The 19,464-nt window shown below is 63.1% G+C and carries 18 protein-coding genes; 2 read left to right on the plus strand and 16 right to left on the minus strand.

What is annotated here, in order from left to right:
- Positions 1-19 precede the first annotated feature (19 nt).
- The 10 genes from E3T27_RS13370 to prmC all read right to left on the minus strand — a co-directional run bounded on the left by E3T27_RS13370 (position 20) and on the right by prmC (position 9,001).
- Complete coding sequence (locus E3T27_RS13370; RefSeq protein WP_134573313.1) at positions 20-922, minus strand: F0F1 ATP synthase subunit gamma; 903 nt, start codon at positions 920-922, stop codon at positions 20-22.
- An 82-nt stretch (positions 923-1,004) separates the two neighbouring features.
- Positions 1,005-2,642, minus strand: coding sequence for a F0F1 ATP synthase subunit alpha (gene atpA / locus E3T27_RS13375; RefSeq protein ID WP_134573315.1), 1,638 nt, complete (start codon positions 2,640-2,642; stop codon positions 1,005-1,007).
- A 102-nt stretch (positions 2,643-2,744) separates the two neighbouring features.
- A complete protein-coding gene (locus E3T27_RS13380; protein ID WP_104197088.1) occupies positions 2,745-3,560 on the minus strand; it encodes a F0F1 ATP synthase subunit delta in 816 nt (271 codons plus the stop codon).
- A 3-nt stretch (positions 3,561-3,563) separates the two neighbouring features.
- A complete protein-coding gene (locus E3T27_RS13385; protein ID WP_104197164.1) occupies positions 3,564-4,142 on the minus strand; it encodes a F0F1 ATP synthase subunit B in 579 nt (192 codons plus the stop codon).
- 29 nt (positions 4,143-4,171) lie between these two features.
- Complete coding sequence (gene atpE, locus E3T27_RS13390) at positions 4,172-4,411, minus strand: ATP synthase F0 subunit C (protein ID WP_104197089.1); 240 nt, start codon at positions 4,409-4,411, stop codon at positions 4,172-4,174.
- Between the two features lie 53 nt (positions 4,412-4,464).
- Positions 4,465-5,253 carry a F0F1 ATP synthase subunit A gene (gene atpB, locus E3T27_RS13395; protein WP_233200757.1) on the minus strand — a complete coding sequence of 263 codons (789 nt, stop codon included), beginning with the start codon at positions 5,251-5,253 and terminating at the stop codon, positions 4,465-4,467.
- A gap of 195 nt (positions 5,254-5,448) precedes the next feature.
- Entirely contained in the window at positions 5,449-5,925 is a 477-nt protein-coding gene (locus tag E3T27_RS13400; RefSeq protein ID WP_104197091.1) for a Cg1360 family ATP-synthase-associated protein, read from the minus strand.
- Positions 5,922-7,196, minus strand: a complete 1,275-nt coding sequence (locus E3T27_RS13405) for an MraY family glycosyltransferase (RefSeq protein ID WP_104197092.1) — start codon at positions 7,194-7,196, stop codon at positions 5,922-5,924. Before E3T27_RS13405 ends, E3T27_RS13400 begins: the two co-directional genes overlap by 4 nt.
- 3 nt (positions 7,197-7,199) lie before the next feature.
- Positions 7,200-8,036, minus strand: coding sequence for an L-threonylcarbamoyladenylate synthase (locus E3T27_RS13410; RefSeq protein ID WP_134573318.1), 837 nt, complete (start codon positions 8,034-8,036; stop codon positions 7,200-7,202).
- 80 nt (positions 8,037-8,116) lie between these two features.
- Positions 8,117-9,001, minus strand: coding sequence for a peptide chain release factor N(5)-glutamine methyltransferase (gene prmC, locus E3T27_RS13415; RefSeq protein ID WP_134573320.1), 885 nt, complete (start codon positions 8,999-9,001; stop codon positions 8,117-8,119).
- Between the two features lie 105 nt (positions 9,002-9,106).
- On the opposite strand from prmC, the gene cysK reads away from it, so the two are divergent.
- Both cysK and epsC read left to right on the plus strand, forming a co-directional pair.
- Positions 9,107-10,042, plus strand: coding sequence for a cysteine synthase A (cysK, locus tag E3T27_RS13420; RefSeq protein ID WP_104197165.1), 936 nt, complete (start codon positions 9,107-9,109; stop codon positions 10,040-10,042).
- A gap of 21 nt (positions 10,043-10,063) precedes the next feature.
- Positions 10,064-10,651, plus strand: a complete 588-nt coding sequence (gene epsC, locus E3T27_RS13425; protein ID WP_104197095.1) for a serine O-acetyltransferase EpsC — start codon at positions 10,064-10,066, stop codon at positions 10,649-10,651.
- Between the two features lie 105 nt (positions 10,652-10,756).
- On the opposite strand, the gene prfA is transcribed toward epsC, so the two are convergent.
- The 6 genes from prfA to lysA all read right to left on the minus strand — a co-directional run bounded on the left by prfA (position 10,757) and on the right by lysA (position 19,409).
- Positions 10,757-11,836 (minus strand): peptide chain release factor 1, encoded by a 1,080-nt coding sequence (gene prfA, locus E3T27_RS13430; RefSeq protein WP_104197096.1) that lies wholly within the window; start codon positions 11,834-11,836, stop codon positions 10,757-10,759.
- A complete protein-coding gene (gene rho, locus E3T27_RS13435; protein WP_134573322.1) occupies positions 11,836-14,307 on the minus strand; it encodes a transcription termination factor Rho in 2,472 nt (823 codons plus the stop codon). The genes prfA and rho overlap by 1 nt, the downstream gene beginning before the upstream one ends.
- Positions 14,308-14,591: 284 nt before the next feature.
- Positions 14,592-15,539 (minus strand): homoserine kinase, encoded by a 948-nt coding sequence (gene thrB / locus E3T27_RS13440; protein WP_104197098.1) that lies wholly within the window; start codon positions 15,537-15,539, stop codon positions 14,592-14,594.
- Positions 15,536-16,663 carry a threonine synthase gene (gene thrC / locus E3T27_RS13445; protein WP_104197099.1) on the minus strand — a complete coding sequence of 376 codons (1,128 nt, stop codon included), beginning with the start codon at positions 16,661-16,663 and terminating at the stop codon, positions 15,536-15,538. The genes thrB and thrC overlap by 4 nt, the downstream gene beginning before the upstream one ends.
- Positions 16,663-18,000, minus strand: coding sequence for a homoserine dehydrogenase (locus E3T27_RS13450; protein ID WP_233200736.1), 1,338 nt, complete (start codon positions 17,998-18,000; stop codon positions 16,663-16,665). Before E3T27_RS13450 ends, thrC begins: the two co-directional genes overlap by 1 nt.
- A complete protein-coding gene (gene lysA / locus E3T27_RS13455; RefSeq protein ID WP_134573324.1) occupies positions 17,997-19,409 on the minus strand; it encodes a diaminopimelate decarboxylase in 1,413 nt (470 codons plus the stop codon). Before lysA ends, E3T27_RS13450 begins: the two co-directional genes overlap by 4 nt.
- Positions 19,410-19,464: the final 55 nt, after the last annotated feature.

Here is a 19,464-nt window from a genome sequence, read left to right on the forward strand (position 1 = left end):
TGCCCATGGGACATGTGAACTACTTCTTAGCGGATGAGAGCGCGTCGGCTCCACCCACGATCTCGGAAATCTGTTGGGTAATCTCGGACTGACGCGCATTGTTCGACAGGCGTGTGTAGTCCGTGATCAGCTTGTCGGCATTGTCGCTGGCCGACTTCATCGCCTTCTGGCGACTCGCGTGCTCCGACGCCGCCGACTGCAACATGGCGTTGAACAGACGACTCTCGATGTATACCGGGAGGAGGCTGTCTAGAACGGTTTCCACGTCAGGTTCGAACTCGTAAAGCGGAAGGACCTTGTTGTCGCCGGGCTCTTCCACCCCCTCAACGACCTCGAGGGGAAGCAGCCGAACGACTTCGGGCACCTGGGTGACCATGCTGACGAAACGGTTGTACACGATGTGAATCTCGTCGACGCCACCATCGGAATAGTCCGTAAGGAACGTTTCCAGAAGGGCTTCGCCGATTTCCTTGGCCGTTTCGAACTGCGGCTGGTCAGTTCCGCCCGTCCAGATTCGCTCCGAGGCGCGGTTTCGAAAGTTGAAATACGCGATGGCCTTTCGGCCCACCAGGAAATAGACAATTTCCTTACCCTGGCCGCGGAGCAGTTCACTCAACGATTCCGCTTCCCGCAGTACCTGCGAGCTGAAAGCACCGGCCAAGCCGCGGTCGGACGCGAAAATGACGACCGCTGCGCGCTGGATCTTCTCGGGCTCCGTTGTGAGTACGTGCTCGACGTTCGAGTACGTGGCCACTGCCGAAACGGCACGCGTCACCGCGCGCGAATACGGGGTTGACGCAGCTACTCGCGCCTGCGCTTTCTGGATGCGCGAGGCGGAGATCAGCTCCATGGCCCGAGTGATCTTCTTGGTCGTCTGGGCAGACTTGATCTTCTGCCGGTAGACCCGAAGTTGCGCTCCCATGTGTCTGCTTCCTTGTCTTTCAGTTTGTCGTCGTCAGTGTTACAGCATCGTCAGTGTTACTGCCTCGTCGAAATCGACGAAATTAGCGGCGGTGCTTGACGATCTTTTCCTGGTTGACGTCTTCAACGGCAATAGCCTCAAACTTTTCCTTGCCAACCGAGGCGAGCGGCTTGCCCTCACCGGTCTGGAATTCGAGTTTGAACTTGTCGACGCCGGCGGTGAGGGCGGTAACGGTCTCATCGGAGAGAACGTTGGTCTCGCTCAGGGTCTTCAGGATGTCGGTGCTGCGCCCGAGGAAGTCGAGCAGCTCGCGCTCGAAGCGCAACACGTCGGCAACGGGGACTTCATCGAGCTTGCCGTTGATGCCGGCCCAGATAGAGACGACCTGGTCTTCGACGGGGTACGGCGAGTACTGCGGCTGACGAAGCAGTTCGGTCAGGCGAGCTCCGCGGGCGAGCTGACGACGGCTGGCCGCGTCGAGGTCGGAGGCGAACATGGCGAACGCCTCGAGCGAACGGTACTGGGCCAGCTCAAGCTTGAGCGTGCCGGAAACCTTCTTGATCGACTTGACCTGCGCGTCGCCACCGACACGGGAGACCGAGATACCAACGTCGACAGCGGGCCGCTGGTTGGCGTTGAACAGGTCGGACTGCAGGAAGATCTGACCGTCGGTGATCGAAATCACGTTGGTCGGAATGTAAGCCGCAACGTCGTTGGCCTTGGTTTCAATGATCGGAAGACCGGTCATCGATCCGGCACCGAGCTCGTCGGAGAGCTTGGCACAACGCTCGAGCAGGCGGGAGTGCAGGTAGAACACGTCACCGGGGTACGCCTCGCGTCCCGGCGGGCGACGCAGCAGGAGCGATACGGCGCGGTACGCCTCGGCCTGCTTGGACAGGTCATCGAAGACGATGAGAACGTGCTTGCCGGCGTACATCCAGTGCTGGCCGATAGCCGAGCCGGTGTACGGGGCGAGGTACTTGAAGCCAGCCGGGTCAGACGCCGGAGCAGCGACGATGGTGGTGTACTCCATCGCTCCGGCATCCTCGAGGGCACCCTTCACCGAAGCGATGGTGGAGCCCTTCTGGCCGATGGCGACGTAGATGCAGCGGACCTGCTTGTTCGTGTCGCCGGATTCCCAGTTGGCTTTCTGGTTGATGATGGTGTCGATCGCGATCGCGGTCTTGCCGGTCTGGCGGTCACCGATGATCAGCTGACGCTGGCCGCGGCCGATCGGGATCATGGCGTCGATGGCCTTGATACCGGTCTGCATCGGCTCGTGAACCGACTTGCGGCTCATGACGCCGGGGGCCTGCAGTTCAAGGGCGCGACGGCCCTCAGTTGCAATGTCGCCGAGTCCGTCAATAGGCGCGCCGAGCGGGTCCACAACGCGGCCGAGGTAGCCGTCGCCAACGGGAACGGAGAGTACCTCACCAGTGCGGTGCACTTCCATGCCCTCAACGATGCCACCGAACTCGCCGAGTACGACGACGCCGATCTCATCCTCGTCGAGGTTCTGGGCCAGGCCCAGGGTGCCATCGGCGAATTTGATGAGCTCGTTCGCCATCACGCCAGGCAAGCCCTCAACGTGCGCGATGCCGTCGCCGGCCGTGGTGACGTAGCCAACCTCGGTCGTTGATGTCTTGTTGGGCTCGTAGGACTTGACGAAGTCCTGGAGAGCACCACGGATCTCATCGGGGCTGATCGTTAGTTCTGCCATCATCTTCCCTTTTCTGTACGGCTGTACAGGTTCTGTCTGTTCGAGGACGCTGCCGCCCTGAGTCATCTGGTACTGCTGGGTTTATGGTGTCACGGAAGTGACTCAGCGAGCGAGCTGGAGTCTCAAATCCGCCAAGCGGGTTGCAATGCTGCCGTCGATGACCAAATCACCGATTTGTACGCGCACTCCACCGACCAGTTCCGGGTCAACGACCTGGTTGGTGGTGAGTGCCCGTCCGTGACGCAACTGGAGGTTCTTCTGCAAGCGGGCGAGCTGGTCGGCTGTGAGAACACTGGCCGACGTGATCGTGGCGATCGACGTGCCAGACTCGTCCGCGACGACGGCTGCTGCATGTCTCAGCAGTTCGCCGATGCGGCGGCCGCGAGGCTGCTGCACCAGGTGACGAACAATGGCGAGCGTCTGACCAGAGACTTTGCCGGCCAGAAGTTTTTCAACCAGGGCCGCTTTGGCGTCGATCTTGCCCAGCTTGCTGGCCAGGGCCAACTCGAGCTCAGCGTCGGAGGACACCGTCTTACCGAAGGCGAATAGCTCCCCTTCGATCGACGTTTCGGCGGATGACGCTCCACCTGCCGAAACAGACAGTGCCAGTGCCCGCAAGCCCAGTTCTTCGATCCCGGCGAGCAAGTCGTCGTGGTTGGACCATCGTTCGGACACAGCGGCGGCGAGCAGGTCCAGCGCCCGAGGTGTCACGCTCGCGCCGAAAACGGCGCGCACGAGAGTGACCTTGGCCGCAGCATCCGCTGACGCATCGCCGAGTGCTGACAACAGCTGGGACGACGAACCGATTACGCGACCGGCACCGAACAGGCTTTCGCCCGTCGCCAGATCAGTCGTGCCGCCGGGAACGGACAGTGCCGCCCTCGACGTTGCGAGTGCTTCTCTGGTGGCGCTTCCCATGTGCTAAATCTTTCCAACTGTAGGAGCTGTTGCCTGAGACGGTACTTCGCTGGCTTCGAGTTCGGCCAGGAAGCGATCGACGATGGCACTGGCCTTCGCGTCGTCGGACAGGCTTTCGCCGATGACGCCCGAGGCGAGGTCAATGGCGAGGGTGCCGACCTCGCTGCGAAGGGACACGACGGCAGCCTGACGTTCGGCTTCGATCTGCGTCTTGGCACTGGCCGCGATGCGACCGGCTTCGGCAGCTGCCTGATCCTTGTGCTCAGCGACAATGCGCTGGCCGTCGGTACGGGCCTGGTCACGAATGGCACCGGCTTCAGCGCGAGCGTCAGCGAGCTGGGCCGTGTACTGCACGAGTGCAGCTTCGGCCTTGCGCTGGGCGTCGTCGGCCTTGGCGATGTTGCCCTCGATGGCTTCAGCACGATCGTCGAGAAGCTTTTGCATTTTGGGCAGCACAAGCTTCCAAAAGAAAAAGAAAATCACGACAAAGCAAACCGCCGACCAAATAATGTCGTACCACTCTGGGATGAGCGGGTTCTTAGCCACTTCTTCCGTAGCGGCTGCAATAACTGTGTGAAGCATCATGCCTCCTAATTAAGTAGTGAAGAGGATTAGACGCCGGTGAAGATGAAGTAAGTGGCGATGCCGATGAAGGCGAGCGCCTCGGTGAAGGCGATACCGATGTACATCAGCACCTGCAGGCGGCCGGCCAGTTCAGGCTGGCGAGCGACACCTTCGATGGTCTTGCCAACGACGATACCGATACCAATTGCCGGGCCGATGGCTGCGAGGCCATAACCGACGGTCGCGATGTTTCCGTTGATTTCCGCGAGAACGGTTGTTGCGTCCACGTATGTTTCCTTCCGTGATGGTGAATGCGGCGAGTGCCGGATTCCTAAAGTGTCTAGTGTTCCTCAGCCAGCGCGAGCTGGATGTAGACGGCGGTGAGTAGGGCAAAAATGTAAGCCTGAAGGAGCGCAATCAGCACTTCGAAGAGCGTGAACGCGAAGCCGAAGACGAGGGTGCCAGCGCCGAAGAGCTTGAACCCGCCATCGGCAGTGAAGAAGAAAAACTGGGTAGCGCTGAAGAACAGCACAAGCAGCAGGTGCCCGACGATCATGTTCATCATCAGTCGGAGCGTGAGGGTGAATGGCCGCACCAGGAACGTCGAGATGAATTCGATCGGCGTCACGATGATATAGAGCCCCACCGGCACTCCGGGCGGAAAGAGCGAGTTGCGGAAGAACTTCGCGGGGTTTTTCTTGACGCCGGCGTAGATGAACGTGGCGTAAGCGATGAGACCCAGAAGCAGCGGGACCCCGATCACCGAGGTGCCGGCGATGTTGAGGAATGGAATGATTCCCGTGAGGTTCATGAACAACACCATGAAGAAAATGGTGGTTAGAAGCGGCAGAAAACGTTTGCCGTCTTTCTTGCCCAGCAGGTCTTCGGCGATGTTGACACGAACGAAGTCGAGACCCATTTCGGCCAGGCTCTGACCGCGGGTCGGGATGATCTTCATGCGACGAGTGCCGAGCCAGAAGACCAACATCAGTACCGCGACCGCAAGAAAGCGAATCAGGATGATGCGGTTGATCTCAAACGGAGTATCGGCGAAAAATATTACGTCGGGGAAGAACTCATTGATGGACGGACCGTGGAATTCACCGTCGCCGGTAGCAGACGGGACCATCAGGTTTACGGCGATTTCTAGCAGCGCTTTCTCCTGTTTCGGGGCGGTGAGCTCTGCTCGCGCAACGACGAATGTGGGCAGGTTTACGACGCTAGAAAGCATGCGTAAGCCGGGGTGGGATCGGTATGTACTCTAGCAAAGATCAGGCGCGGAGCCGAATCGAGAGCAGGATCCGTGGGTGAATGGGTCGAAGGGCTAGTCGTCGACCGGGGCGGGGGGCAGGGTGACGTCGCCGACGTAGGGCATCCGGCTCTTCAACACCACGACAGCGTCGACGACGAGGGAACCCACGACGCCGGCGATGATGCAGAAGAACAGCACCATCGGTTGAATCCACTCGCGATCCTGCAACACCACGAGCAACACCAGGAACACCACAAACTTCAGCAACCAGCCTCCCATGATGATGCCGAAAAAGGCACCAATGGCTGATTCGTTTCCAGCGACGCGGTTGGCCAGCAGAATGCTGCCGGCCGTGACGCCCATGAAGACAACTGACATGAGCGTTCCGACCAGGGCGCTGATCACACCGGTGCCGCCATCGATGAGGTAGCCAATGACTGAACCCACCACGGCGATGGCGAGGGCGACATATCCCCCGTAGATCAGGATACGACGCAGCACGGGGATCGAGGTGGGCTGGGTAGCAACGGGTGGGGTGGCGCTGGTCATACGTTCTCCTCGGCAGGCGCCGCCGCGGAGGCGGTCGCTCGTGTCGTTGTTGGGACTGGTAATGCTGTCGTGGGCGCAGCGGCCTCGTCAAGCGGGTCGAATTGGTGCAGTACTGCCATCTGCGCCGGTGCTGACTGACTGACCCATTCACCGGTCTTGCGGCGGCCGAGCGGGGCGAGCGTGACGATGGTGCAGATCAGCAGCGACGTAATCAGGAAGATGGTCGCGTACCAGGTCGGTAAGGCAAAATACACCGGAAGAATGTAATAAAGCAGGCACCCGATAGACGCTGCTGCTGTCCACCCGTAGAAGATCAATACGGCGTGTAGGTGGGAGTGTCCCATATCGAGCAGGCGGTGGTGCAAGTGTTTTCGATCAGCGCTGAAGGGCGATTTACCGGCCCGCACCCTCCGGAACACGGCCAGTCCGAAGTCGAGCAGCGGAATGATCATGATCGCCACCGGCAACAGGAGGGGGATGAACGCCGGGAAGAGCTCTGAGCGGTTGATGGCGGTGGGGTCGATCTGGCCGGTGATCGCGATTGCGCTCGTGGCCATGAGCAGCCCGACCAGGAGTGCACCGGCATCGCCCATGAACATCTTGGCCGGATGCCAGTTCAATGGCAGGAACCCCACACAGGCGCCCACCAGAATGGCGGCGATGAGGGAGGCAAGGTTGAAGTAGTTGGTCGGTGACGTATCCCGAACGAGGAGATAACTATAGAGAAAGAAAACACCGTTGGCGATCAGGGCCACGCCGGTGACGAGGCCGTCGAGGCCGTCGATGAAGTTGATCATGTTCATGACGACGACGATGGCGACGATCGTGACGACAATCGATATCCAGCCGCTCCACACCGTCAGTCCGCCGATCGGCAGGGAATAGATCTGTACGCCTTGCCAGGCAACGAGTCCGGCGGCAATGAATTGCCCAGCGAGCTTTGTCATCCAGTCGAGATCCCAGATGTCGTCGGCAACGCCCACGAGAACAATCAGAAGGGCAGCGCCGAGGATGGCCAGAATCTGCTGTGGGTCGGCAAAAACCATGCGCAGCGGGGCAAAGGGAGCCGAGATGAGATAGGCGACGCCGAAAGCCACGAGAATTCCGAGGAACATGGCGATGCCCCCGAGGCGCGGAGTGGGCCGGGTGTGTACGTCGCGTTCGCGAATTTTCGGGTACAGGTGGTACTTGTGGCTGAGCTTGTAAACCACGATCGACAGCACAAAGGTCACGATCGCTGAAACGAGCGCGAGGAGAAGAAAAAGGGTCATGGGCTACCGGCTGGCCTCCGTTCCGTCGTGCGCGTCTTCCGTGCTGTCATTCTGGGACGGGGCAGCGACGGATGGCGCAGCATCCGTTTCAGTCACTTCCGCCGGTGTACCGGGAATAGGGGGAACGGCCGCGAGCACGTCTCCCACGACGGCCGCGATTGCCTCGCGGGAAATGACGCCGCTGCGCACGATGTGCAGAAAACCACCGTTGACCTCGAAACTGGCGGCGTCCACTATCGTCGACGACCCGTCGCTGGTCCGGCTGAACACGTTTTGATAGGTGCTGCCGGCGGTTCCACCGTCGAGGTACACGTCGACGCTCTCGCCGAGCGCGGCTGCGGCAGACTGTGCATCAACGGTGGCAGCCATGCCGCTGAGGTTTGCGCTGGATACGGCGAGCGGGCCGGTCTGCGCGAGCAGGTCGAGCGCGACCTGGTTGCTTGGCATGCGAAGCGCCACGGTACCGCGGGTTTCGCCGAGATCCCAGACCAGCGACGGCTGGGCATTGACGATGACGGTGAGTCCGCCGGGCCAGAACGCTGCGACCAGGTCGCGCACCGGCTGCGGCACGTCCACGGCGAGGGCGTCGAGGGCGGCGATGCCGGGGATGAGCACCGGCGGCGGCGACTGCCGGCTTCGGCCCTTCGCGTCGAGGAGCAGCTGAACTGCTTCGGGGTTGAATGCGTCAGCAGCAACGCCATAGACCGTGTCGGTGGGGATGACGACGAGCGCCCCGCGTCCGATGGCCGTGCGAGCCAGCGCGATGTGCGCCTGGTAGTTTTCGCTCGTGTTTGTCTCGCTCGCGTGCGAGTCACTCGTGCAATCGTATATGCGTGTCATTTCCGGCAATTCTAACCCAGTGTGGTTGTGAAGAACGGATGCGCAGGCCATACATCTCAACGGTGCATGGCGCGTATTGATTAGGGTCGAAGTGCTGTCGTGGCCCGGTCTCGGCTGGTGTAGTCGCGGTGGGTGGCCGGGGCACGCCAGCCACCGATCGCCAGCAACTCCCTAATTGCTGCACCCTGCAGCTCGCCGTGCTCGATCACGAGCACCCCACCGGGGCGCAGAAGCCGAAGACCTGTTGCCGACACGCTGCGGACCACGTCGAGGCCGTCTGGGCCTCCAAACAGGGCGTGGGCGGGGTCGAACAGACGCACCTCGGGATCGCGGGGAATTGCATCGGCTGGAATATACGGCGGATTGGAGATGACGACGGCAACCGTGCCGTCGAGTTCCGCGAACGCGTCCGCGAGGTCACCGAAGGTGAGGAAGGCGTTTTCGGCGGCCACCTCTTCGAAATTTCGAGTGGTCCAGGGAAAGGCCTCCGGCGAGTTCTCAATCGCGAAAATGCGTGCGTGGGGCACCTCGGTGGCCAGGGCCAACGCGATCGCGCCGCTCCCGGTGCCCAGGTCAATGCCGATCGGCTGTGGATCGGGCATGGACCGAAGGGCATCGATGGCGAACTGAGCGACCTGTTCGGTTTCAGGCCGTGGCACGAAGACGCCGGGACCCACGTTCAACGACAGCGACCGGAACGGGGCCCGCCCCGTGATGTGCTGCAGTGGTTCGCGCGTGCTGCGACGGGCCAGCAGGGTCTCAATGGTGGCGGCATCCACTGGGCTGATCGGTCGATTCAGGATGCTGCCAGCCTGAACTTCGCCACGGCTCTGGCCGAGCACGTGACCGATCAGTAGATCGGCGTCAACCTCGGCGTCGGTGACCCCGGCCGCGGCAAGCACGTTGATCGCTCGGTTTCGCAGGGAAGTCACGGTGGCTGGCAGGGCAGAATCTGAAGAAGGCACGTAGTGAAATGTAACGCACCAGGAGGTTTTCGGTCGAGAGACCTAGGCTGGAGTTGGCCCTCACACCGAATTTCACCGAATGAAAACCGAATGAAAGTTGCCCTCGTGCCCAAGATCTACTCCGACATCACCGAAGCCGTTGGCCGGACTCCCCTTGTCAAACTGAACCGTTTGACCGCCGGCCTCGGTGCAACAGTGCTTGCGAAGCTCGAGTTTTACAACCCGTCCAGCAGCGTGAAGGACCGCATCGGCGTTGCAATCATCAACGCAGCGGAGAAGGACGGTTCGCTCAAGCCGGGTGGGACCATCGTAGAAGCGACCAGTGGCAATACGGGTATCGCCCTCGCCATGGTCGGCGCGGCCCGCGGTTACTCCGTCATTCTGGCCATGCCCGAAACGATGAGCAAAGAACGCCGTGTCATGATGCGGGCGTACGGCGCCGAGATCGTACTGACCTCCGGTGCCGATGGCATGCGCGGAGCAGTCGAAAAGGCCGCCGAGATCGTCGCAAACACGCCGGGCGCCGTACTGGCCAGCCAGTTCACGAACCCGGCCAACCCGGCCATTCACCGAGCGACCACCGGGGTCGAGATCTGGGACGACACCGAGGGCACGGTCGACATCCTCGTCGCTGGCATCGGTACCGGCGGGACCCTCTCGGGCACTGGCGGCTACCTCAAGGAGCGGAAGCCGGATCTCAAGGTCGTCGGTGTCGAGCCGATCGACTCCCCCATCCTCACGGGCGGCAAGCCTGGCCCGCACAAGATTCAGGGCCTCGGCGCCAACTTCGTGCCGGAAACCCTCAACCGCAGCATCTACGATTCGATCACCGACGTGACCCTGGCCGACTCGCTCTCCACGGCCCGCATACTCGGCACAGACGAGGGCATCCTCGGCGGAATCTCCGGCGGCGCCGCCGTCTGGGCAGCGCTCGAGCAGGCCAAGTTGCCCGAGAACGCCGGCAAGACGATCGTCGTCATCATTCCCGGCTTTGGCGAACGGTACATCTCGACCGTGCTGTACGAAGACCTGCTGGACTAAGCGGACGTCGTCTGCCCCTCAATGAATCCTTTCCTGCGCCTGCGCGAAGACATCCAGGCAGCGCGCACCCACGACCCCGCCGCGCGCAGCAACACCGAGGTATTCCTTGCCTACAGTGGGTTGCACGCGGTCTGGTCGTATCGGGTTGCGAACCGCTTGTGGCGTGCCGGATTGCATCTTCCCGCCCGTTTACTGTCCCAGGTGAGCCGGTCTCTGACCGGGATTGAGATTCACCCCGGCGCGACGATCGGGCGCCGACTGTTCATCGACCACGGTATGGGAGTCGTGATCGGGGAGACGGCGGTGCTCGGCGATGACGTGATGCTGTACCACGGGGTGACGCTGGGCGGCAAGAGCCGTCACGGGCATGCGCGGGGGGTGCGGCGGCATCCGTTTCTCGATGACGGCGTGACTGTAGGGGCCGGCGCCAAGGTGCTCGGCCCGATCACCATCGGGGCCTGGAGCACGATCGGGTCCAACGCCGTCGTGACCAAGGATTCTCCGCCGCGGTCGCTCTTAGTGGGCGTACCAGCGACGATTCGCCCGCAAACGCCAGCAACGGTCGAATCAGCCCGCGGAGGCAACCTCGAGCCCGAGTACTACCTCTAGTCCGCGCCAGTCCCCGCAGCACACCGGGCCCAGGCCCAAAACGTCGGCCCAGTTTGCAGACTGGGCCGACGTTTTGGGCCTGGGCCCGGTTCGTGCAGTGGGGTACTACTCGGGGTCTCCGAGCTCGGCCAGACGGGTCTCTTCGTCGGCGTGGATGCAGGAGTCGATGACGGCGCCGAGGGCGCCGTTCATGACGGCGTCGAGGTTGTATGCCTTGTAGCCGGTGCGGTGGTCCGCGATGCGATTCTCCGGAAAGTTGTATGTGCGGATGCGCTCGGAACGATCCATGGTGCGAATCTGACCCTTGCGCACGAGGCTCGCCGCCGCATCGATCTCTTCCTGCTGGCGCGCTAGAACCCGGGCCCGCAGAACGCGCATGCCGGCTTCCTTGTTTTGCAGCTGCGACTTCTCGTTCTGCATCGCGACGACGATTCCGGTCGGGAGGTGGGTGATCCGTACGGCCGAGTCGGTCGTGTTGACCGACTGTCCACCAGGGCCACTCGAGCGGTACACGTCGATCTTGAGATCGTTCGGGTGCAGCTCGACCTCTTCGGGTTCGTCGACCTCGGGAAAGACGAGGACGCCGGCCGCAGAGGTGTGGATGCGTCCCTGCGACTCCGTCGCCGGCACCCGCTGCACGCGGTGCACGCCGCCCTCATACTTCAGGTGCGCCCACACGCCCTCGGCCGGGTCACTCGAATTGCCCTTGATCGCGAGCTGAATATCTTTGATGCCGCCGAGGTCGCTCGAGGTCTGCTCGATAATCTCGGTCTTCCAGCGATTTGACTCGGCGTAGTGCAGGTACATGCGCAGCAGATCGGCGGCGAACAGCGCCGATTCGGCACCGCCCTCCCCCATCTTGATCTCCATGATCACGTCGCGGGCGTCGAGTTCGTCGCGCGGAATCAGCAGGCGTCGCAGCTTTTCAGCAGTGACGTCAAGTTGTTCTACCAGATCCGGAATTTCTTCGGCGAAGGCAGCATCTTCATCGGCGAGCTCACGAGCGGCTTCAAGGTTATCGTCAACCTCTTTCCACTCGTGATACGCCGCGATGATGCGGCTCAACTCGGCATAGCGCCGGTTGACCTTCTTCGAACGGGCCGGATTCGCGTGCAGCTCCGGATCCGCCAACTGCGACTGCAGGTCGTCGTGCTCGGCCAGCAGCGTGAGGACGGATTCGAACATTACTTGTCCTTGTCTGACCCGTTCAGGGTCGGCATCGACTTCTGAACCTGCATGAGGAATTCAACGTTCGACGACGTCTCCTTGAGACGGCCGAGGATGAGCTCGAGAGCTTGCTGCTGCTCGAGCCCGGCGAGGGCGCGACGTAGCTTCCAAGTGACCTTCACTTCATCGGGGCTCATCAGCATCTCTTCGCGACGGGTGCCCGATGCGTTCACATCCACGGCGGGGAAAATACGCTTGTCGGCCAGCTGGCGCGACAGACGCAGTTCCATGTTGCCGGTGCCCTTGAATTCCTCGAAGATGACCTCGTCCATTTTGGAGCCGGTCTCCACGAGCGCGGAGGCGAGAATGGTGAGCGAGCCACCGTTTTCAATGTTGCGCGCCGCACCGAAGAATCGCTTCGGCGGATACAGAGCGGATGCGTCGACGCCGCCGGACAGGATTCGACCCGAGGCCGGGGCCACAAGGTTGTAGGCGCGGCCGAGGCGGGTGATCGAGTCAAGCAGCACGACGACATCGTGGCCCAGCTCGACCAGACGCTTGGCACGCTCGATGGCGAGCTCAGCGACGGTGGTGTGGTCTTCGGCAGGACGGTCGAAGGTGGAGGCGATGACCTCACCCTTCACCGTGCGCTGCATGTCGGTGACCTCTTCGGGCCGCTCATCGACCAGAACGACCATGAGGTGAACCTCGGGGTTGTTGGTGGCGATGGCGTTGGCGATCTGCTGCATGACGATGGTCTTGCCGGCCTTGGGCGGTGCGACGATCAGGCCGCGCTGGCCCTTGCCGATCGGAGCGACGAGGTCGATGATGCGCTGCGTGAGTTTGCCCGGCTCGGTCTCAAGGCGCAGGCGCTCCGTCGGGTACAGCGGGGTGAGCTTGTGGAAGTCGACGCGGGTGGCAGCCTCCTCAACGGTTTGACCGTTGATCGAGTCGACCTTGACGATGGCGTTGTACTTCTGACGACCGGACTGGTCACCCTCGTGCGGCTGGCGAATGGAGCCGACAACGGCGTCACCCTTGCGCAGGTTGTACTTCTTGACCTGACCGAGCGACACGTAGACGTCGCTCGCACCGGGCAGATAGCCCGAGGTGCGCACGAACGCGTAGTTGTCGAGCACGTCTAGAATTCCGGCAACGGGAATGAGTACGTCATCGTCGTTGACCTCGGGTTCGAAGTCGTCGCCCTGGTTCGGGCCGCGACGCTTGCGGTCACGATACCGGTTGCGGTTGCCGCGGCCATTCAGGTCGTCGTCGAGCCGATCGGGTCCCTGGTTGCGATCCTGGCCACGATCATTCTGTCCCTGGTTGCGATCCTGGCCACGATCGTTCTGTCCCTGGTTCCGATCCTGGCCGCGGTCATTCTGACCCTGGTTGCGGTCGGCTTGCGCCTGGGCGCGCTCCTGGTTGCGTTCTTGATTGCGCTCGTTGCGGGCCTGACGCTGGCTCTGCGCCCGGGTCATACCCTCGTCGTTCGTGCCGTTCTGGTTGCGGTCGTTCTGGTTGCGGTCGCTCTGGCCGCGGTCATTCTGGGTCTGGGTGTTCTGGTTCTGGTCAGCCTGGTTACGATCAGCACCCTGCGCACGGTCAGCACCGCGGCTCCGGCTGCGGCTTCGCCCCTGACGGGGTGCTGCGGAATCGTTTGCCTGATCGTTTGCCTCGTCGGCTGAATCGGTGAAATCGCCAGCTTCGGGAGCTTCGACGACGACATCGGTTGGCTCGGCGGGCGACTCAGCGGGCAACTCGGCAGGCGACTCAGCAGCTGCGCGCTGCGACGAAGCACGCCGGGATGGACGTCGAGCGGGTGGCGTGTTCTCGACGGATGCCTGAACCGGCGCATCAGCCGGCGCATCGGAGGAGTCAACGACGACAGCGCCCGCGTCATCGCGGTGAACGGGTGAGACCTGCACGCGCTTGCGTGCCTGCCTAACCGGCTTGTCGGTGTCCGGTGTGGCGGTTGCAGCTTCGTCAACGGTGGGAGCGAGGGCGTTGGATGCCACCGCGCCACGGGCATTGCGTGCGATCCGCGAGCCGGCTGCCGGAGCATCGGGCAGGATGATACCGAATCCGGTGCTGGCGTCGGCATTGACGTGGGACTTGGCGGGAGCGGCGGTGGAGGTGCTGGCACGACGGGGCGCACGCTTGCGCGGAACCGTCTCGAGTGCCTCAGCAAGACTCGCGATCGGTGCGCTCTCGAGAGCAGCCTCGACCGGAGCAGGCTCAACTACCGGAGCAGGGTCGACCGGAGCAGGCTCAACCGGTGCAGGCTCGACTACCGAAGCAGGCTCAACCGGAGCAGCGCCGCTCGTGCCGGCCTGGGCCGTTTCGATTGCAACGACGAGTTCGCCTTTACGAAGTTTGGAAGCGCCGGGGATTTTCAGTTCGAGGGCCAGAGCCTGAAGCTCAGACACGCGAAGGGTGCTCAGGCGGGGAAGATCCGAGCCGGTGGCGCGGAGGTTGACATCAGTCACGAAGGGGGTTCCTTTCCCCTGCCGAACAAAAATTCAGGCCAGGAGAGATGTATGCAGCGACGAACGCGCTGCGGGTGATCCAATCCGACAGTGGAGGGGATTGGTGTAAACACACACAGCTACGCACGAAATCGCAATAGCAGTGAGGTACAGGGAATGCACCGGAGAAGATGTCGCCATGGGCGGTTTCTATCGGGTGCGCTACAACCATAGCACTTCTGCACCAGTCGAACCGCCAGTCGGGCCGACGTGCACGCGGCAGGTCGGCCCGATCAGAATGCCCGTTACGCGGCGTTCTCCGCGGTGAGCGGATGCACGGTTGCACCCTGAACGTCGACGGCCAGCATCAGGGAACGCCACGGGGTATCGGATTTGCTCGCAACGAGTTCGGCCGCCACCAAACGCTGGCCCGGGTCGCTCGCCAGCACGAGAATGGATGGCCCGGCACCGGACACGACGGCGGCGAAGCCGGCGGCGCGCAGCAGGGTGATGAGTTTGTTCGTCTCCGGCATGGCGGCTGCGCGGTAGCTCTGGTGCAGCTTGTCCTCGGTCGCAGCGAGCAACAATTCCGGACTCTGGATCAACGCGGCGATGAGCAGAGCGGAACGCGACAGGTTGAAGACGGCATCCTCGTGCGGCACCGAGGCCGGCTGCAGGCTACGCGCAAGGGCGGTGGACATCTCCTGCTCGGGCACGAAAACCAGCGGCTTCACGCCGCGATGCACCATGAGCTTCTTGTGACGCGGTCCCTCCGGGGTGGTCCAGGCAATGGTCAGGCCGCCGAACAGCGCCGGAGCGACGTTGTCGGGGTGACCTTCCATCTCGGTGGCGAGCACGAGCAACATTTCGGCATCGATGTCGACGATACCCTCGAGCAGGCCTTTCGCCGCCATGATGCCCGACACGATCGCGGCGCCCGATGAACCCAAGCCACGCCCGTGCGGGATGACGTTGTGCGCGACTATGTTGAGCCCGGGCATGGGCTGGCCGACGGCGGCAAAGGCGTGTGCGATGGCGCGCACGACGAGGTTGCTCTCGTCGGTGGGAACCACACCGGCGCCGACACCGTGCACCTCGACGGACACGCCGGGAACGCTTCGCACGGTCACCTCGAGCTGGTCATATTTAGCCAGCGCCAAGCCGAGAGTGTCGAAGCCGGGGCCGAGGTTGGCCGTTGTAGCCGGAACCTGCACCGAGACTGCGCGGCCGATCAACGAGACCGGGCTGCTCATGCCTTGGCCAGGCCAAGCACGCTGGCGATTTCGGCGGTGTCGACCGGAACAATGGTCGGTGCAACGTCGGAGCCGTCGGCGGTACGCAGCGCCCACTGCGGGTCCTTCAAACCGTGGCCGGTCACGGTGATGACCACGGTCGAACCCCGGGGAATAAATCCGGCTTCGGCACGCTCCAGCAGGCCGGCGACACCGATAGCGGATGCCGGTTCCACGAAAATTCCGACCTCGGCCGAGAGGATGCGGTGGGCTTCGAGAATTTTCGCGTCGGTTATGGCACCGAAGTAGCCGTCGCTCTGCTCACGTGCGCTCAGCGCGAGGTCCCAGGACGCCGGGTTGCCGATGCGGATGGCGCTCGCAATGGTGTCGGGGTGATCGACGCGGTGGCCGAGCACAATCGGGGCGCTGCCAGAAGCCTGGAAGCCGAACATGCGCGGCAGCTTCGTGGTGGCGCCGCGAGCAACCTCTTCGCTGTAACCACGAAAATAGGCCGTGTAATTGCCGGCGTTGCCGACCGGAACGAATTGAAAGTCGGGAGCGTCACCGAGCACCTCGACGACCTCGAACGCGGCCGTCTTCTGGCCCTCGATGCGATCGGGGTTGACCGAGTTGACCAGGTGTACCGGGTAGTTTGTGGCGAGGTCGCGGGCGATATCGAGGCAGTCGTCGAAGTTGCCCTGCACTTGCAGCAGCTGCGCGTTGTGCGCGACGGCCTGGCTGAGCTTGCCCATGGCGATCTTGCCCTCCGGCACGAGCACTGCGGCGGTGATGCCAGCGTGGGCGGCATAGGCCGCAGCAGAGGCGCTGGTGTTGCCGGTCGAGGCGCAGATGACCGCTTTCGCGCCGTCTTCCATGGCCTTGGAGATGGCCATGGTCATGCCGCGGTCTTTAAACGAACCGGTCGGGTTCATACCCTCGAACTTGATCCAGACCTTGGCGCCGGTGCGGGCAGAGAGTGCTGCGGCCGGAATCAGCGGTGTTCCGCCCTCACCCATAGTGATGATCGGGGTCGCGGCCGAGATATTCAGCCGGTCGGAGTATTCATTCAGCACCCCGCGCCATTGGCGGCTGACAATCGCGCCGGGCTTGGTCAGGTTGGCACTGGTCTCGCTTGGGCTAAACATCAGACTCCTTCAACTCTCAAAACGGATGCGACTTCGCTGACGACACTATTGGTGGCCAGATCATGCACGGTGGCGGCGAGTGCGGCCTCCGTTGCGTCATGGGTCCCAATGACTAGGGTAGCCGTGGCTGAGCGGGCTGCGCGACTCTTCGTCGCCACCACGGCCGGTGTCATGGATTGTTCCACGAGCGCCAACGAGACCTTGCGTTTGCTGAACACGCTCGCGATGGTCGCGAGCACGCCGGGTTCGTCGGTGACCTCGAGGGTGACCGCGTAGCGTGTGGTGACCCGGCCGATGTCGAACACGGGCAGCGCAGCGTAGCTCGATGCGGCGACTCCCGGCCCTCCGGCGACATGACGCCTGGCAATGGAGACGACGTCGCCCAGCACGGCCGACGCCGTCTCCACTCCCCCGGCTCCAGCTCCGTAGAACATGAGACTGCCGGCGGATTCCGCTTCGACGAAGACGGCATTGTTCGCGCCGTGTACCGCGGCGAGCGGATGGCTGCGCGGTACCATCGCCGGGTAGACCCGTGCCGACACCCCGTCCACGCCATTCTCGTCTGTGACGCGTTCGCAGATGGCCAGCAGCTTCACGACGTAGCCGGCCTTGCGCGCCGACTCGATCTGCGCGGAGGTGACCGAGGTGATGCCCTCGCGATAGACGGATGCCAGCGGAACCGTCGTATGAAACGCCAGACTCGCCAGAATGGCCGCTTTCTGCGCCGCGTCGTAGCCCCCGATGTCGGCGGTCGGATCGGCCTCTGCGTAACCGAGCGCGGTCGCCTCGGCCAGCGCGTCTTCGAGACTGGACCCTTCGGTGTCCATCCGGTCGAGAATGAAGTTGGTGGTGCCGTTGACGATGCCAAGGATTCGCTTGATCTGGTCTCCAGCGAGGCTTTCCCGCAGCGGGCGCACGATGGGAATGGCCCCGGCGACCGCGGCCTCGTAGTTGATCTGGGCGCCGACCTGGTTCGCGGCCGCGAACAGTTCGGATCCGTGGAGGGCGAGGAGCGCCTTGTTGGCGGTGACAACATCCGCTCCACTGCTGATCGCGAGCAGAATGTGGCTGCGGGCCGGCTCGATGCCGCCCATCAGTTCGATAACGATGTCGGCGCTGAGGATGAGTTCCTCAGCGTTGGTCGTGAACAGTTCGCGGGGCAGGTCGACAGAGCGCTCCGCGTTGACATCGCGCACCGCGATACCGACCAGTTCGAGCGTGGCCCCGACGCGGTTGGCCAGCTCGGGACCCTGTTCCAGCAGCAGTCGGGCGACCTGGGCGCCGACGGATCCACCGCCGAGGAGGGCTACGCGCAGATTGCGGTATTCGATCTTCACGATTGTCCTCCGTTGGAGGACTGCTGCGCCCCGGTGTCCCGCGCGAGCAGGTCGGCAATCGTCTCGCCGCGCACGAGCACGCGGGCTGTGCCGCCGAGTACGGCGATGACGGGCGCACGACCCTGAAAGTTGTAGTTGTTGGAGAGCGCCCAGCAGTACGCGCCGGTGGCAGGTACAGCGAGCAGGTCGCCGGGGGTCACATCACCGGGTAGATAGTCGGCATCGACCACGATGTCGCCGCTCTCGCAGTGTTTGCCGGCGATGCGCACGAGCACCGGCGGAGCGGTCGACGCACGATCGGCCAGGCGCACAGCATAATCGGCGCCATAGAGGGCGGGGCGCACGTTATCGCTCATTCCACCGTCGACGCTCACGTAGAGCCGCGAGGTGCCGGAGATATCGACGGTCTTGGTCGTGCCGACGCGGTAGAGGCTCATGCCGGCGCGACCGATGATGACGCGCCCGGGTTCGAACGCGACGACCGGCAGCGGAATGTTCAGCCGCGCGCACTCGGTGGCGACGATGTCGGCCAGGGCGACGGCCAGCTCGCGAATCGGGGTGGGTTCGTCAGCACTCGTGTAGGCAATGCCGAAGCCGCCGCCAAGGTTGAGCTCGGGTATCGGGCCGTCGGCGAGCAGAGCGGCGTGCACATCGAGCAGCCGTGCAGCCGACTCGGCGAATCCGTCAGCACCGAAGATCTGCGAGCCGATGTGGCAGTGCAGGCCGACGAAATTGAGGGCTGGCTCGGCGCGAATACGTGCGACGAGCTTCGGAGCGTCGGTGAGTACGATGCCGAATTTCTGGTCTTCGTGCGAGGTAGCCAAAAAATTGTGGGTGTGGGCGTGCACACCACTGTTCACGCGCAGGCGCACGTTCTGCACCCGGCCGTTGCGGGTGGCGGCTTCGGCAACGCGACCGATTTCAACCTCGCTGTCGATCACGATCGTGCCGACACCGACCCTCGTGGCTTGGTCGAGCTCGGCCAGTGACTTGTTATTGCCGTGAAAGCCGAGCCGGGCCGGATCGGCGCCGCCGGCCAGTGCGACGGCGAGTTCTCCGCCACTGCACACATCGATGTTGAGGCCGGCAGCGATCATCCAGCGCACCACCTCGGTCGAGAGAAAAGCCTTCCCCGCGTAATACACCTTGGCGCTCGTGCCGATACGGGCGAACTCGGCCTGGAACACGGCGAGCAACTCGGCGGCGCTCGTGCGGGCATCTTCTTCGTCGATGACATAGAGGGGCGTGCCGAATTCGGCGGCAAGGGCCGTGGCACTGACCCCGCCGACGACGAGTTCGCCGGTGCTGGTGCGGGTAGCGGACGTGGGCCAGAGACCGGGCGCGAGCGCATTGGCGTCGGCGGGAACGCGCAACCAGTCGGGCGCCAGCGGATTCGGTGCAGATGTCACGGGAGGTACCTCACGAGAGTCGAAGGGGAGTCTCAGCGAGCGAACCCGGATTGGT

It is taken from the genome of Cryobacterium lyxosi, assembly GCF_004403345.1.
GTDB classification, from domain to species: Bacteria; Actinomycetota; Actinomycetes; order Actinomycetales; family Microbacteriaceae; genus Cryobacterium; species Cryobacterium lyxosi.